The organism is Vannielia sp. ABF1_015, from assembly GCF_056160745.1.
On sequence record NZ_JBSWXT010000001.1, the window covers coordinates 1,575,031 to 1,587,772 of the forward strand.

The following is a 12,742-nucleotide window of genomic DNA, read 5'->3' on the forward strand; positions in this document are numbered from 1 at the left end:
TTCCGCGCTGGAATGTGTCGGAAAACGCGCCCTGCCGGGCTGGTGTGAGCGTTACCACGTCAGTAATACCGCGACCGGAGGAGGGAGGCCCCATGAGCGTCAAGTCCGACATCGAGATTGCCCGCGAGGCAGTGAAACGACCCATTCAGGAGATTGGGGCCAAGCTGGGGATCCCATCTGCCGACCTGCTGCCCTACGGCCATGACAAGGCCAAGGTGGGGCAGGACTTTATTGCGGGCCTCAAAGACCGTCCCAATGGCAAGCTGATCCTCGTCACTGCGATTAACCCAACGCCCGCGGGAGAGGGCAAGACCACGACGACAGTGGGCCTTGGCGATGGGCTCAACGCCATTGGCAAGAAAGCGGCGATTTGCATTCGCGAAGCCTCGCTTGGCCCGTGCTTCGGCATGAAGGGCGGCGCGGCGGGCGGTGGCTATGCCCAGGTGGTGCCGATGGAGGAGATGAACCTCCATTTCACCGGCGACTTCCACGCCATCACCTCGGCCCACAACCTGCTCTCGGCGATGATCGACAACCATATTTACTGGGGCAATGCGCTGGGGATTGATGAGCGGCGGATCACGTGGCGCCGCGTGCTGGACATGAACGACCGCGCGCTGCGCGATGTGGTGGTGGGCCTTGGCGGCGTGGCCAACGGCTTTTCCCGTCAGACCGGATTTGACATCACCGTGGCCTCTGAGGTCATGGCCATCCTTTGCCTTGCCACTGATCTTGCCGATCTTGAGGCTCGGTTGGGCCGGATCATCGTGGCGTACACCCGGGATCGTGACCCGATCACTTGTGCCGACATCGGGGCCAGTGGTGCGATGACCGTGTTGCTCAAGGATGCGATGCAGCCAAACCTCGTGCAGACGCTGGAGCATAACCCTGCCTTTGTTCATGGCGGGCCCTTCGCCAACATCGCCCATGGCTGCAACTCGGTAATCGCCACGACCACGGCGCTGAAGCTCGCGGATTATGTGGTGACGGAAGCTGGCTTCGGGGCTGACCTCGGGGCCGAGAAGTTCATGAACATCAAGTGCCGCAAGGCAGAGCTGGCGCCCGATTGCGTGGTGCTGGTGGCAACGGTCCGCGCGATGAAGATGAATGGCGGCGTGGCCAAGGCCGACCTCGGGGCAGAAAACGTGGGGGCCGTTCAGGCAGGCTGCCCCAACCTTGGGCGGCACATCCAGAACCTGAAGGGTTTTGGCGTGCCGGTGGTGGTGGCGATCAACCATTTTGTCTCCGACACCGAGGCCGAAGTGGAGGCGGTGAAGGACTACGTGGCCGAGATGGGTGCCGAAGCGATCCTGTGCAAGCACTGGGCTGAAGGCTCGAAAGGCACCGAAGAACTGGCGACCCGCGTGGCCGAGATAGCCGATAGCGGTCAGGCCCAGTTTGCCCCGCTCTACCCCGATGAGATGGGGCTGTTTGAGAAAATCGAAACCATCGCGACGCGCATCTACCATGCCGATGAAGTGCTGGCCGACAAAAAGATCCGCGACCAGTTGCACGCATGGGAGGCGGCTGGTTTTGGCAACCTGCCGGTCTGCATGGCCAAAACGCAATACAGCTTCTCGACAGATCCGGGGCTGCGCGGTGCGCCAACGGGCCATTCGGTGCCGGTGAGAGAGGTGCGGCTTTCGGCTGGCGCGGGCTTCGTTGTGGCGATATGCGGTGAAATCATGACCATGCCCGGCCTGCCACGCCAACCGGCGGCAGAGTCGATCGGGCTGAACGACGCCGGAGAGGTGGAAGGACTATTCTGATGCGTAAAGCCCCTGCCGAGATCGACAACATGGCCGAGATGCGCGCCCAGATTGATGAGATCGACGGCGCGCTGATTGCCTTGCTGGCCGAGCGGCAGGCCCATGTGGATTGCGTGCCGGCGCTGAAGAAGCTGGCGGGCATTTCCGCAGCCGCGCCCTCGCGGGCGGCCGATGTTTTGGAGAAGGTCAGCGCGAGGGCCAAGGCGGAGGGCTTCGCCCCGGACTTGGCTCGGGCGATGTGGCAGGAGATGATCGACTTCTACGTAGCCCGCGAGCAGGAACACCTCGGCACCGCCGGAGCCGACCTTTAGGCCCTTCGCGCCACGGTCGCCGATCGCCAAATACGCACCCAGATGGAGAGCCACATGAGCGCAAAGATCATCGACGGAAAAGCCTTCGCGGCAACGGTTCGGGAGAAGGTGGCCAGCCACGTGGCCCGGCTTCAGTCAGACCACGGCATCACGCCTGGGCTTGCGGTGGTTTTGGTGGGCGAGGATCCGGCGAGCGAAGTTTATGTGAAGGCCAAGAACCGGCAGGCGGTTGAGGTTGGCATGGCCTCCTTCGAGCACAAACTGCCTGCGGACACCCCCGAGGAGGAGCTGTTTGCTCTGATCGACAAGCTCAATGCTGACCCAGCGGTGCATGGCATCCTCTGCCAGTTCCCCGTGCCCGACCACCTCGATGAGCGCCGCACCGTGGCCCGGATCGCCCCGGCCAAGGACGTCGACGGGCTGAGCGTTGCCAATGCCGGGCTATTGGCCACCGGCGGAGGGGCTTTGGTAAGCTGCACGCCGCTGGGCTGCCTGATGTTGCTGCGCGATCAGCTGGGTGATCTGACCGGGCTTGATGCCGTGGTGATCGGGCGCTCCAACCTGTTTGGAAAGCCGATGGGGCAGCTTCTGCTGCGCGACAATTGTACGGTCACGATTGCACATTCGCGCACTAAGGATCTGGCAGAGGTCTGTCGCCGCGCCGATGTGCTTATCGCCGCCGTCGGGCGCGCCGAAATGGTGAAGGGCGATTGGGTGAAGCAGGGCGCCACGGTGATCGACGTTGGTATCACGCGCATTCCGCATCCCGACAAACCGGGCAAGACCCGCCTGATCGGCGATGTCGATTTTGCGGCGGCATCCGAGCGGGCTACGGCCATAACCCCGGTGCCGGGCGGCGTGGGGCCGATGACGATCGCCTGCCTGCTGGCCAATACCGTGACGGCGTGCTGCCGCGCAAATGGGCTGCCCGAGCCCGAGGGCCTAACCGCCTGACCGCAGCCGAACTTCCCGGGCGAGTGCCTTGCGTTCGTCCGCCAGCGCGCCTTCGATGGCAAAGGCCTCTTCAGTAACGGCGCCCGGATCTTCCTGACCGTCGCGCATTGCCTCTTCGAGCCAGTGCAGGATTTCATCCTGACTGCGCCCTGCAATGAGCATGGCGATAACTTGGCGTTGCGCGATCAGGCGTCCTTCGGTGGTCGGGTCCATGTGGTCCTCCTTGAATGGGTTTTCATCATGGATAGTAGCGCGTTCGCGGCGACAATCACTCCAAGGGCACTGCCCACGCCCGTGGGCCGGTGAGCACGGCGATGGCGCGGGCGCTGAAAAGGCCTCGCAAAACCGGAGTACTGCAGCGCAAACCGCCGGTGTAGGCCCCGAAGGCGGGCAATATCAGGCGGCGCTGATCATAGACAAAGGCGGGCCGGGAAGTGCCTGAGCGGGGCAGCCGGTGCTTGGGGTGGTAGTGGCCCGAGACCTCGCCTGCTTCGGGGCGACGGCTTGCGATGTGGCGAAACACAAGCCCTTCCTCTGCCAGTTCTGCCTTGTGCTCGCCGCCCAGCTCCAGCGGCCCCGGGTCATGGTTGCCCTCGATCCAAATCCAGCGCCGCCCGGCCTGCATCGCCTGAAGCCTGAGCTGCATGTCCTCTGGCAGCGCGAGCGCGGCTCCGAGATCGTCGAAGCTGTCTCCAAGGCACACCACGCTGCGCGGCATCAGCGCGGCCAGTTCCGCTTCCAGCCTCGTTAAGGTTTCTTCAGTTTCATAGGGCGGCAGCAGCGCCCCGCCGCGACGTGCCATGCGCTCGGACTTACCAAGATGCAGGTCGGAGACGCACAGCAGTCGCGCATCCGGCAGCCAGAGCGCCCCGGATGGCCGCGCGTCAAGTCTGCAACCGGCGAGGGTGAAACTGTGGGCGTTCATGGTCCGTTCTTAGGCTGGAATGTTGGATTTGTGCAAGCCCTAGCCCTTGAGCCCGACCTTGGCCATGAGCGCTTCGGCCTCTTCCTCCGCCAACCGCTCGCGCCCCTTACCCGCAACAGGCACCTTGCCCACTTCGAGCAAAAGGGGAGCGGCCATGGGGGTGACGCGATCCAGCTGCATATGGTCGATCCGCCCGGCAACACGGGCGAGCATCTCTTCGACACGTCCGAAATCTACAAGGCCCTTCATCGCCTCTTCGCGTGTGATCCGCATAAGCAGGTGGTCAGGGTCATACTTCAACAGAGTGTCATAGAGGATATCGGAGGAGAAGGTAGCCTGCCGTCCCGACTTGCGGTTTTGCGGCAGGTTGCGCTCGATCAGACCGGCGATGGTGGCAGAGGCACGGAAGGTGCGTTTCATCACGGCGTTCTTTGCCAGCCACCCCTCCAATGCATCGCGCAACACCTGCGGAGCGAGCAGCGGGTCCGGGTCTTCCACCGGTTCAAGGCCCCAGATGAGCGTTGCGTAGTCCGTCGCCACAAAGCCAAGCGGATCAAGCCCCAGTTCTTCCATCCGGCGCGTTACCAGCAGCCCCAATGTCTGCTGCGCGTTGCGCCCGGCGAATCCATAGAGGCATGTGTGAGCGCGGCTGTCGTGCGGAAAGCTCTCGATAAGCAGCCTGTCGCCGCGGGGTAACTGCGACGCGTCGCGTTGGAGCGCCAGCCACTCTTGTACGTGGTGAGGCAGGGCAGACCAATCGCCGTGGATCAGCTCCAGAATGCGCTCGGTCAGCCGGGTCGAGGCCGAAAATTTGGTGCCGCCGAACACGGCGATCTTCGGCGTCTTGTTGCCCGAGCGGGAGACCTGGACGGTCATCTCCTTGAGCCCTTCATAGCGAACGATCTCGCCACCGATCAAAAAGGTGTCTCCCTCGGTGAGGGTCGCGGCAAAGCCTTCCTCGATTTCGCCCAGCGGTTTGCCGCCGCGCCCGCGCAGGCGCACTTTCAACAGCTCAGTGTCTTGGATCGTGCCGATGTTCATCCGGACACGCTGCGCCGCGCGGGGGTCGCGTAGCGTCCAGCGGCCATCGCGTTGCATCAGTTTCTGCCAACGATCATAGGCTTTTAGCGCGTAGCCACCTGTTGCGCAAAATTCCAGACAGTCATCAAACGCGGCCCGGCTGAGATTGCTGTAGGCTCCCACCGACTTCACCTCGCCGAAAAGCTCGGTTTCGTCGAACGGACCGGCGCAGGCGCGGATGAGGATGTGCTGGCAGAGCACATCGCGCGGGCCGGGGCCGCGCGGCTCGCCATCGAGGTCATGGGCGGCAACGGCCTCCAAAGCGGCGCGACATTCGAGCACTTCGAAGCGGTTGGCAGGCACAAGCCGCGCCTTTGACGGCGCGTTGTAGCGGTGATTGGCCCGGCCGATGCGCTGAACGAGCCGCTTGATGTTCTTGGGGCCGCCGATCTGGATGATCAGGTCGACATCGCCCCAGTCGATCCCCAGATCGAGCGTGCCTGTGCACACAATCGCGCGTAACTCCCCAGCCACCATCGCCGCCTCAACCTTCTGGCGCTGCTCGCGGGCGAGGCTGCCGTGATGGATGGCGATGGGCAGGCCTTCTTCATTGGCGAGCCAGAGGTTGTGAAAGAAGATCTCGGCCTGAGCGCGGGTGTTGTGGAAGATCAGGGTGGTGCGGTGCTTGCGCACCTCCTCCAGCACTTCTGGTAGGGCATGGGCCGCGCCGCCTCCGGCCCAGGGCGGTGGGGCGGCAGTGTTGAGCATGGCAATGTCGGGGAGGGGGCCCGGATCGGCGAGGATCACGGGGCAGGGATCCGGATGACGGGCGAGTTGGTGAGCAAGCGCGGGCGGGTCTTCTACCGTGGCGGAAAGGCCAACGCGGCGCAGGCCGGGCGCGAGGGCCTGAAGCCGCGATAGCGCGAGCATCAACTGATCGCCACGTTTGCTTTCTGCCAGTGCGTGGATTTCATCGACCACAACGCGGGTGAGGCCAGCAAAGATGCGGGGAGCATCCTCGTAAGAGATCAGCAGCGCCAGCGACTCGGGTGTTGTCAGCAAAATATGCGGAGGGTCGGCGCGTTGGCGTTTGCGCGCTGAGGCGGAGGTATCACCGGTGCGGTCCTCAATGCGGACGGGCAGGCCCATCTCCTCCACCGGACGGCGCAGGTTGCGGCGAATGTCGGCGGCCAGCGCCTTGAGCGGCGAGATATATAGGGTGTGCAGCCCCTCGTGAGCGCCATCGGCCAGCTCAACCAAGGAGGGCAGAAACCCGGCGAGGGTTTTGCCGCCCCCTGTGGGGGCGATAAGCAAAGAAGCCGGTTCTTCAGCGCGTGCGAGCATCTCCAACTGGTGGGGGTGCGGCTGCCAGCCATGGCTTTCAAACCAGCTGGCGAAACGCGGTGGAAGAGCGGCCATGCGGCTTTAGCTGCCCTCCGGCGCTTCAGCGAGGTCGGCGAGGCTCTCTCGCAGGTCGGCTATTTCTGCGGCAATACGCCCGCTCGGATCTTCCGGCGCATCTGACCAGCTGGAAAACCTTTCGAGCAGGGGCACGAAGGTGCGCACCTCTTCTTCGGTCCAGCTCTTCAAGAAGTTCCCGAGGGTATAGAATTTGAAGGCCCGAACGGCCTTAACGATGCGGCCACCATCTGGAGTGACTTCTAGAATGGCCCGCCGGGCATCTTCTTGGCTTACACCGCGCCGGATAAGCCCCTTGCGTATGAGCTCTGTTGTCAGGCGGGAGGCACGAGAGGGGTCTATTCCAAGGCGGTTGGCCACGCTGCCAACGGTGGTTTCGCCCGACACTTCGTCGCCAAACTCATTCGAAGGCCGCCACACGGCAATGAGCGCATCCAGCTCTGCCAGTTCAACCTTCAGCCCAAGCTCCTGCACCGCCCGGATGCCCAGCTCGCGCTTGAACACTCTGCGGCGCCAGCGCTGTAACACTGCATCCAGGTCAAGTGCGCTTCGGGCCAGGGATTCATCAACCCCGACTTGCTCCAACTTGCGCACCACTTCGGTGTCTCTGTCGCCCAAGGCGGCCCTCCTGCTTCGTGCTGTTGACACATGTATGTTGACGACACATATATGCGCTATGCAATTTTCCCAAGCCCTTTGGCTTGAATGGAGAGGAAATACATGTGCGACCGGCAGACGAAAAGACATTTGTGAGCAACGAAGAGCACAAGAGTCGCATTGGGCTGGTTCTTGTGGCTGTCGCGGCCACTTTGCTCTTTGCCTCACTGGGCCAAACCATCGTGACAACAGCGATGCCCACCATGGTGGCAGAGCTTGGCGGGGTGGACCATATCACCTGGATCATTACCGCGTTTTTGCTGGCGTCCACGATCGGCGCACCGATCAGTGGCAAACTGGGTGATCTCTTTGGCCGCAAGATCGTGATCCAGGGCGGTATCCTCGTTTTTGTCCTCGGTGCCGCGATCTGTGGTTTTGCCCAGTCGATGGAAATGCTGATTGCCGGGCGCGCCGTGCAAGGGCTGGGCGGCGGCGGGCTGATCGTGGTGTCGATGGCCGTTGTTGCCGATGTTTTGCCGCCGCGCGAGCGTGGCAAGGCGCAGGGGCTGCTTGGCGCAGTTTTCGGTGTTTCCACGGTGATCGGCCCGCTCATTGGCGGCTTTCTCGTTGAAGCACTCAGCTGGCATTGGATTTTCTTCGTGAACTTCCCCGTCGGCCTGCTGGCTTTTGTCGTTCTTGGCTTTGCACTCGAAACACCGGTGCGAGAGAGCAGGGCGAAACTCGACTTTGCAGGCGCCGGGCTTTTGGCCACCGTCCTTTCGGTGGCAGTGCTCGGTTCCAACCTCGGCGGGACGGTCCTCCCCTGGGGCAGCCCTGCGTTCCTCGGCCTTGTGGCTTTGGGCGTGGCGGCTGCTGCCGGGTTCGTCATCGCCGAGCGGCGTGCGGAAGAGCCCATCCTCCCTCTGGGGCTCTTCCGCAACAATACATTTTTGGTGGTGAACGCGGTTGGTTTCATGGTGGGGGTGGCGATGTTTGGCACAATCACCTTCATCCCGCTTTACCTTCAGGTGGTGCAGGGCGTTTCTCCCGCCGTTTCTGGCCTGTTCCTGACGCCAATGATGGCCGGGCTCATCGCGTCCTCTACGGCGGCTGGGCAGATCATGGGGCGCACGGGGCGCTATAAGATCATGCCCACGCTCTCTACCGGGCTCCTCGCGGCCGCGATGCTGTCGCTTTCCACTCTATCGGAGGGTTCGCCGCTGTGGTTGGTGGCTGTGTCCATGGTCTGCGTTGGTCTAGGCCTTGGGCCGGTGTTCTCCATCGGGGTTGCGGCGATTCAAAACGCCGTGCCGCGGCACATGCTTGGCGTCGGCACCGCCTCTGCCAATATGTTTAGGCTCATTGGGGGCTCTATCGGCACTGCGGCGTTCGGCGCGCTTTTTGGCAATGGGCTGGCGAGTAACCTTGGCGGAGCTCTGCCGGACGATGCCAGCCTCAGCTCCATCAGCGCAGCCACATTGGCGGCCCTCCCACCGGAAGCGCAGCGGGAGGTGACGCACGGCTTCTCTATGGCCCTGCATCCGATCTTCTGGACGGCGGCGGGTGTGGCGGTGATCGCCTGCCTCGTCTCGCTCGCATTGCGAGAACTGCCGCTCGAGCAGGGCCCGGCCAAGGCCTGACGGTTAACGGTTGCCTGATCTGCCCTAATCCCCCATCACGGGGGCGAGCGAGGCAGCAGTTGAGCGTTAAAATGCCACTTCCAGTGACGATCCTTTATGCCAAGGGCCACGCAAAGCGCGGCTCAGTAACGATGCGGGCGATGCAACTCGCAAAGATCGGCCAACGCCACTTAAAGGACTTCGACGTCACCGCCCGCTCAATGCCCCAGAGAGATACAGGAGAGCAGATCGGGGCGGTGCGTGACATCACCGAGGGCGTGGTGATCCTCTGCAAAGCGATGATCCAGCATGTCGATCACGAGGTGATCGAGCATCTCAAATCGAAGGGTGTCGCCATCGCCGCAGACTGGATCGACAAGGCCCCGCGCTCCCGCCATATGGCGGCGATCGACCTGCACATCGGCTCATCGCGCAAGCAGGTGGTTGAGCTGGTCGAGAAGATGCCGGGCATTCGGGTTGCCTACGTCACCCACCATTGGGACGTGCGCCTGCAAAAGCTGGAGTTTGCGCCGCTCGACCGCCTCAGGATGATGTATCTCGGCCGGCCCGAGAACACGGCGATGCCCGACGGCGTGGAGGCCGAAGTGCTTCAGGCCGAAACCTCGGAGCAGTTCGAAGCGGTGCTGGCGCGGCTGCCAGAGTTCAACCTGCACTACGCTGTGCGCGCCGATGACACGCCGGAGGGCATTTGCAAGCCCTTCACCAAGGGTTTCACCGCCGCGGCCTGCCAGTCGAACATCATCCTGCAACCGGATGTGGATGATGCAGTCAGCTACCTTGGTGCCGATTATCCCTACTTTGTTGCCAACGACTCCCCGGAGGCCGTGCAGGACGTGCTCAAGAAGGCACGTGATGAGTTTGGCGGACCGGTCTGGGCAGAGGGGCTGGAGCGGATGCGTGACGTGGCGCACCGGGCCTCTCCCCGGCAAGTGGCGCGGGAGCTGGGCGCGGCGGTGGAGGCTGTCGCCGAGTAAAACGCAAAACGCGGACCCAAAGGCCCGCGTTTCTGATTTGTGGCTGACACGTCCGCCTCAGTGCACGATTTTTTCTTCCTTGACGAACATGTTCGCCCAAGCCCGGTCGATCAACTCAGGGCTCATCTGGTAGGGGATGCCCTCAAACTCGCAGATGGCGATCATCTGGTCGATCAGGAAGATCGGCTGATAGTTGGCGTAAACATTGTCGATCTCCGGATACTTCACCTTGAGCAGGTGAATGAGCGCATCCTGATCCAGCGGCATGCCGCGCTTCTTGGCGACCATGGCGAAGATCTTGAGGTAATCCTCCTGCTCCGGCCCGTCGATTTTGATCTTGAAGAAGATCCGGCGCAGGGCCGCCTTATCGAAGATCTCATTGGGGTGGAAGTTGGTCGAGAAGATCACAAGCGTGTCGAAAGGCACCTCAAACTTCTCGCCTGATTGCAGCGCGAGGATATCCTTGCTTTCTTCCAGCGGAACGATCCAGCGGTTGACCAGCGCCTGCGGCGGCTCGGCCTGACGGCCAAGGTCGTCCACGATGAAGATGCCGCCCGACGACTTCAGCTGAAGCGGCGCCTGATAAGTGCGGGCGGTGGGGTTGTAGACGAGGTCCAGCATGGAGAGCGAAAGTTCACCGCCGGTGATCACGGTGGGCCGCTCGCAGCGGACATAGCGGGTATCGAACCTCCCTGATGTGCGGCGCAGGGAGTTTGGATCATCGCCCTCTTCTTCAACTGCGTTATGCACAATCGGGTCATACACAGTGATCACCTGGCCGGCGTATTCGATGGCGCGGGGCACAAAAATCTTGTCACCCATGGCGTCGCGAATCCCGTTGGAGATCGAGGATTTACCGTTGCCGGGCGGGCCATACATCAGGATCGAACGGCCTGCGGAAACCGCTGGGCCGAGATGGTCTAGCAACTCGTTTGGCAGGATCAGGTGGCCCATCGCGTCGGTGAGCTGCTGACGGGTGATCTGAATGTTGCGGATCGACTGGCGCTTCACCTGCTCTTGATACACCTCGAGCGGCACCGGCATTGCGCCGTAGTATTCCGACTGCGCCAGCGCATCCAATGCCCGCGCCTTGCCAGCATCGGTGAGCTGATAGCCCATTTCGCCCGTACCGCCGGCCATCATCGAGCCGGTGGCCTCCACCAGCTTTTGCGTGCGGGCCAGATCAACCAGCTCCTGCGTTACCGGGATTGGCAGGCAGATTGCGGGGGCAATCTCGGCCACGGTCTCAACGTTCTTTCGGAAAATGGTTTTCAGCACGATGTCGCGCATCATCACCAGGGGCAACTGCATGTCTTCCAACCGCTTGGGGGCGGGGGGCGCAATTACATTGGCCACTTCCATGTTCATCCGGATCACCTGCTCATTTTTGGCGCGCGTCTCATTATTTCCCCGAGTCTCGCCCGATAACCGCCCAAAGCGTGGACAATACCCGTGGTGAACAAGACTGTGCCTCGCTAATGTGGCCAAAAAATGGACAAGAGCAGTGATGAAAAAGACAAACTCGGGAAGGTTGTTCGCGTTTCTGCTGGCCGTTCTGGTGATTCAGGCCGGAATTGCCGTGTGGCGTGGTGAGCTGCTGGTGGGCAAGCATGAAGGTGACACGCTGCACCTGCTTGAGATTGTCTTTCGCATGTCCGAAGGCGAGTGGCCGCATCTCGATTTCATGACACCCATCGGCTTCATGGCTTTCGCTCCCATCGCACTTTTCGTGAAGCTGGGGGCCGGGGTTGGCCATGCAATCCTTTACGCGCAGGCGCTGGTTGGGTTGTGCCTCGTGCCGCTGGCGTGGCGGGCCGGGCTTTCGCGGCTTGGGGGCTACTGGCCCTACCTGTTCGGGGCCGTTCTGATCGTTCTGGCCACTGCGCTGGTGCATGGCGAGGCGCAGCGCTCCGTGTCGATCTCGATGCATTACAACCGCTGGGCTTGGGCGGCAGCCTTCCTCGCCATCCTGATCGCCATGCTGCCTCCGGTCCCTGAGCGTCGCAACCAGATTGCCGACGGGCTGGTGGTGGGCGTGGCCCTGTCGTTCATGGCGCTTTGCAAGGTCACCTATTTCGCTGCCTTTGTGCTCCCGGTCGGTATTGGGCTTCTGGTGCACAAGCAGCATCGGGCCCTGCTCGTAGCGTTTATCACCGGGCTGACGGTGGCTGCCGTTGTCACGGCTTTTGCCGGGTTGGATTTCTGGCTGGCCTATATTCGGGATCTGCTGCGCGTTTCCGTCTCGGAAGTGCGCTCCAACCCGGGCGAGCCCTTTGTCGCCGTGGTCGCCGCGCCCGCCTATCTTGGCGGCTCGCTGGTGTTGCTGGCGGCCGTTATCCTTTTGCGGCAGGGCGGCAAGTCGGCGGAGGGCATGTTGCTCTTGCTGCTTACGCCGGGCTTTTTCTACGTCACCTTCCAGAATTACGGGAACGACCCGCAGTGGCTTCTGCTGCTCGGCATCCTTCTCTTCGCGGCCCGGCCCCCGCACGACGTAAGCAATGGCCTAGGCTGGGACATGCATAATGCCGTCGGCCTCACAGCTGCGGCCGCCTTCGCGATGATAGTCCCTTCGGCGATAAACCTCGCCTATAGCCCGCTTCGCCACCTTGGCCAAAAGGCTGAAGACCACGCTCAGTTGCTGCCGCGCGCCACGCTGCATGGCGATCTCAAAGCCGCTAAGATCAGGGTCTATAGCGCCGCCAAGCGCGTGCCGATGGACCTGCCGGGCGACGGCACCGCAGATTGGCCGGAGCGGCCCGAACAGGAAGAGCCACAACTGCTTAACGGCGAGCTGCTGGCCCAATGCGAGATCATGATCGGCGTGCCGGCTTGGTTCGACTCAATCGCGCGGAGCCTCGAAGACAGTGGTCATCGGGGAGAGCGGATCTTCTTCGCCGATCTTTTCTCTTCGATCTGGCTTTTTGGAGAGTTCGAGCGGCTGGAAAACGGAGCACCCTGGTACTACGGCGGGCTCCCGGGCTTCGACGGTGCCGATTACATTCTGGTGCCCATTTGCCCGGTTCTGCCGCCAGTGCGCAAGCTGGTGCTGGAGCGGATCGAAGAGCGGGGAGTAACGCTTGAGGAGGTGGATCGCACGCCGCTCTACATCCTGTTCAGAAGGAGCTAAGCGGCG

General features: G+C 62.5%; 11 protein-coding genes. 6 read left to right on the forward strand and 5 right to left on the reverse strand.

The genetic code is table 11. The annotated features are described in order from the left end of the window. The first annotated feature begins 92 nt into the window (after positions 1-92). Genes ACXAG6_RS07900 through folD form a run of 3 tightly spaced genes read left to right on the forward strand, consistent with a single transcriptional unit; the run spans position 93 to position 3,034 of the window. On the forward strand, positions 93-1,769 hold the full coding sequence (locus ACXAG6_RS07900; RefSeq protein ID WP_475336784.1) for a formate--tetrahydrofolate ligase: 1,677 nt from the start codon (positions 93-95) through the stop codon (positions 1,767-1,769). Next, positions 1,769-2,080 carry a chorismate mutase gene (locus ACXAG6_RS07905; protein ID WP_475336786.1) on the forward strand — a complete coding sequence of 104 codons (312 nt, stop codon included), beginning with the start codon at positions 1,769-1,771 and terminating at the stop codon, positions 2,078-2,080. The genes ACXAG6_RS07900 and ACXAG6_RS07905 overlap by 1 nt, the downstream gene beginning before the upstream one ends. 54 nt (positions 2,081-2,134) lie before the next feature. Further along, positions 2,135-3,034: a bifunctional methylenetetrahydrofolate dehydrogenase/methenyltetrahydrofolate cyclohydrolase FolD gene (gene folD / locus ACXAG6_RS07910; protein ID WP_475336788.1), complete on the forward strand. Its 900-nt coding sequence runs from the start codon at positions 2,135-2,137 to the stop codon at positions 3,032-3,034. On the opposite strand, the gene ACXAG6_RS07915 is transcribed toward folD, so the two are convergent. Genes ACXAG6_RS07915 through ACXAG6_RS07930 form a run of 4 tightly spaced genes read right to left on the reverse strand, consistent with a single transcriptional unit; the run spans position 3,023 to position 7,016 of the window. Then, positions 3,023-3,247 (reverse strand): hypothetical protein, encoded by a 225-nt coding sequence (locus tag ACXAG6_RS07915; RefSeq protein WP_475336791.1) that lies wholly within the window; start codon positions 3,245-3,247, stop codon positions 3,023-3,025. The genes folD and ACXAG6_RS07915 overlap by 12 nt on opposite strands. Positions 3,248-3,302: 55 nt before the next feature. Continuing rightward, entirely contained in the window at positions 3,303-3,959 is a 657-nt protein-coding gene (gene pdeM / locus ACXAG6_RS07920) for a ligase-associated DNA damage response endonuclease PdeM (protein ID WP_475336793.1), read from the reverse strand. A 39-nt stretch (positions 3,960-3,998) separates the two neighbouring features. Continuing rightward, entirely contained in the window at positions 3,999-6,398 is a 2,400-nt protein-coding gene (locus ACXAG6_RS07925) for a ligase-associated DNA damage response DEXH box helicase (protein WP_475336795.1), read from the reverse strand. Between the two features lie 6 nt (positions 6,399-6,404). Continuing rightward, positions 6,405-7,016, reverse strand: a complete 612-nt coding sequence (locus ACXAG6_RS07930) for a MarR family winged helix-turn-helix transcriptional regulator (RefSeq protein WP_475336798.1) — start codon at positions 7,014-7,016, stop codon at positions 6,405-6,407. A gap of 131 nt (positions 7,017-7,147) precedes the next feature. Here ACXAG6_RS07930 and ACXAG6_RS07935 point away from each other — a divergent pair, with 131 nt between their 5' ends. Together ACXAG6_RS07935 and ACXAG6_RS07940 are read left to right on the forward strand one after the other, a co-directional pair. Then, positions 7,148-8,635 carry an MDR family MFS transporter gene (locus tag ACXAG6_RS07935; RefSeq protein WP_475337936.1) on the forward strand — a complete coding sequence of 496 codons (1,488 nt, stop codon included), beginning with the start codon at positions 7,148-7,150 and terminating at the stop codon, positions 8,633-8,635. Between the two features lie 71 nt (positions 8,636-8,706). After that, the gene (locus tag ACXAG6_RS07940) at positions 8,707-9,609 is read left to right on the forward strand and encodes a hypothetical protein (protein ID WP_475336800.1); all 903 of its coding nucleotides are present in this window, start codon (positions 8,707-8,709) and stop codon (positions 9,607-9,609) included. A gap of 57 nt (positions 9,610-9,666) precedes the next feature. Here ACXAG6_RS07940 and ACXAG6_RS07945 read toward each other — a convergent pair whose 3' ends face one another. After that, the gene (locus tag ACXAG6_RS07945) at positions 9,667-10,977 is read right to left on the reverse strand and encodes an ATPase (RefSeq protein ID WP_140013402.1); all 1,311 of its coding nucleotides are present in this window, start codon (positions 10,975-10,977) and stop codon (positions 9,667-9,669) included. Positions 10,978-11,116: 139 nt separating this feature from the next. On the opposite strand from ACXAG6_RS07945, the gene ACXAG6_RS07950 reads away from it, so the two are divergent. Further along, a complete protein-coding gene (locus ACXAG6_RS07950) occupies positions 11,117-12,736 on the forward strand; it encodes a hypothetical protein (RefSeq protein ID WP_475336803.1) in 1,620 nt (539 codons plus the stop codon). Positions 12,737-12,742: the final 6 nt, after the last annotated feature.

What these genes read in the sequence shown, in the direction of transcription:
- ACXAG6_RS07900 (WP_475336784.1), top strand. Translation starts at nt 93, where the DNA reads ATGAGCGTCAAGTCCGACATCGAGATTGCCCGCGAGGCAGTGAAACGA.
- ACXAG6_RS07905 (WP_475336786.1), top strand. Translation starts at nt 1,769, where the DNA reads ATGCGTAAAGCCCCTGCCGAGATCGACAACATGGCCGAGATGCGCGCC.
- folD (WP_475336788.1), top strand. Translation starts at nt 2,135, where the DNA reads ATGAGCGCAAAGATCATCGACGGAAAAGCCTTCGCGGCAACGGTTCGG.
- ACXAG6_RS07915 (WP_475336791.1), bottom strand. Translation starts at nt 3,247, where the DNA reads ATGGACCCGACCACCGAAGGACGCCTGATCGCGCAACGCCAAGTTATC.
- pdeM (WP_475336793.1), bottom strand. Translation starts at nt 3,959, where the DNA reads ATGAACGCCCACAGTTTCACCCTCGCCGGTTGCAGACTTGACGCGCGG.
- ACXAG6_RS07925 (WP_475336795.1), bottom strand. Translation starts at nt 6,398, where the DNA reads ATGGCCGCTCTTCCACCGCGTTTCGCCAGCTGGTTTGAAAGCCATGGC.
- ACXAG6_RS07940 (WP_475336800.1), top strand. Translation starts at nt 8,707, where the DNA reads ATGCCACTTCCAGTGACGATCCTTTATGCCAAGGGCCACGCAAAGCGC.
- ACXAG6_RS07945 (WP_140013402.1), bottom strand. Translation starts at nt 10,977, where the DNA reads ATGAACATGGAAGTGGCCAATGTAATTGCGCCCCCCGCCCCCAAGCGG.
- ACXAG6_RS07950 (WP_475336803.1), top strand. Translation starts at nt 11,117, where the DNA reads ATGAAAAAGACAAACTCGGGAAGGTTGTTCGCGTTTCTGCTGGCCGTT.